Genomic DNA, 1,885 nt, shown 5'->3' with positions numbered 1-1,885 from the left:
GGGGCCCAGCGCACCCCGGCCCCGCCTATATGAGCATGGCGACGATGACCCTCGTGAGGGCCGCCATGACCCAGGCGGTGACGAACATGTAGGTGTAGGCGATGGCCGGCCACTTCCAGGTGCCGGTCTCGCGGCGCATCGCACCGGCCGTGGCCATGCACTGCAGGGCGTAGACGAAGAACACCAGGATCGCCGCGATCGTGGCCGGGTTGAACAGCTGGTCGCCGGCCTTGTTGGTGAGCGTGTCCTTCTGGTACGTCATCGTGGCCAGGTGCGCGCTGGGCTCCTCGGGGTCCTCGGCGGCGGCGATCTGCCCCAGGGTGGCCACGAAGGTTTCGCGCGCCGCCAGCGAGGACAGGATCGCCACGTTGATGCGCCACTCGAAGCCCAGCGGCTCGAAGACCGGCTGCACCGTCTTGCCGATGGCGGCCGCCCAGGAGTTGTCCATCGTGTAGGAGGTCTTCTGCGCATCCAGCAGCTTGCCGAGCTCCTCGGGGTCGGTGATGACTTTCCCGTCATCGTCCTTGATGGTCGACGACGCCGGGTCCTCCACCGCCGCGGACACGGCCGCGCACTCGGCGCTGGCGGAGCAGTGGGCGTTGAACTGCTCGTCGGAGCGCATCGGCACGTTGAGCAGCACCCACAGGATGAGCGTGGTCAGGGCGATGACGGTCCCGGCCTTCTTCACGAAGCCCTTGCAGGCGTCCCACACCATGATGAGGACGGTGCGCAGGCGGGGCATGCGGTAGGGCGGCATCTCCATGTAGAAGGGCAGCAGCACCCCGCCGCGGTCGGTGAGGCGCTTGACCACCCAGGCGGCCACCATCGCGGAGACCGCCCCCAGCAGGTAGAGGGCGAACATGACGGTGCCGCGCGCGCTCAGCGGCCCGATCTTCGCGTCGGCGGGCACCATGATGGAGGTGAGCAGGACGTAGACGGGCAACCGTGCCGAGCAGGTCATGAGCGGGGCGGCCAGCATCGTGGCCACCCGGTCCTTGGCGCTGGGCAGCGTGCGAGTCGCCATGATCCCGGGGATCGCGCAGGCGAAGGAGGACAGCAGTGCCACGAAGGCCCGCCCCTCCAGTCCGGCCCGGCTCATGATCCGGTCCATGAGGAAGGCGGCGCGCGACATGTACCCCACGCCTTCGAGGAAGGCGATGATGAGGAACATGATGATGATCTGGGGGACGAAGGTGAGCACCGCGCCCACACCCCCGATGAGACCGTCCCCCAGGAGCCCCGCCAGCAGCGGGTGGGACTCGTCGAGCCAGCCGTGCACCAGCTCCCCCAGGGCGCTGAACCCGCCCTCGACGGCGTCCTGGAAGGGTGCCGCCCAGGTGAAGATCGCCTGGAAGAAGATGTACATGATGGCGAAGAACACCAGGGACCCCAGGACGGGGTTGAGCAGGACCTTATCGACGGCGGCCGTGATGCGGTCCTGCTGGGGCGCCTGGTAGTCGGCGGCCTCCAGGATGGAATCGGCCCAGGAGGCCACCTCGGTGGGCTCCGTCGGCGCGGGCAGCGGTGGGCGCTGCCACGCGGAGACCTCCGTGAGGCGCTCGCGCAGCTCGGGAATCCCGATGCTGCGGTTGCCGACCACCCGCACCGCCGGGATCCCCAGGGCCTGCCCGAGGGCCGCCACGTCCAGGCGCCCGGCGCGCCGCGTGAGCTCGTCGGTCATGGTGACCACCAGGCAGGTGGGCAGCTCCAGGGCGAGGGCCTCGGCGACGAAGTTCAGCCCGCGCCGTAGCGTCGTGGCGTCAACGACGACCACGAGGGCGTCGGGCACGGTGATGCTCTGCGAGGCGTCGGTGAGGACGTCACGCACCACCTGCTCGTCGGGGCTGATCGGGTTCAGGGAGTAGGCGCCCGGCAGGTCCTCGAT

1 protein-coding gene is annotated in these 1,885 nt (G+C 69.5%); it reads right to left on the bottom strand.

Going from position 1 to position 1,885, the window contains the following annotated elements:
• Positions 1–25: 25 nt before the first annotated feature.
• Positions 26–1,885, bottom strand: a 1,860-nt coding sequence (locus tag HMPREF3165_RS07345; RefSeq protein ID WP_256275215.1) for a ferrous iron transporter B, incomplete at its 5' end; no start/stop codon positions are given.

It is taken from the genome of Actinomyces sp. HMSC08A09, from assembly GCF_001807465.1.
Lineage (GTDB): Bacteria > Actinomycetota > Actinomycetes > Actinomycetales > Actinomycetaceae > Actinomyces > Actinomyces oris.
The sequence above is the reverse complement of the archived record's forward strand: the minus strand, read 5'-3'. Positions and strand labels throughout refer to the sequence as shown.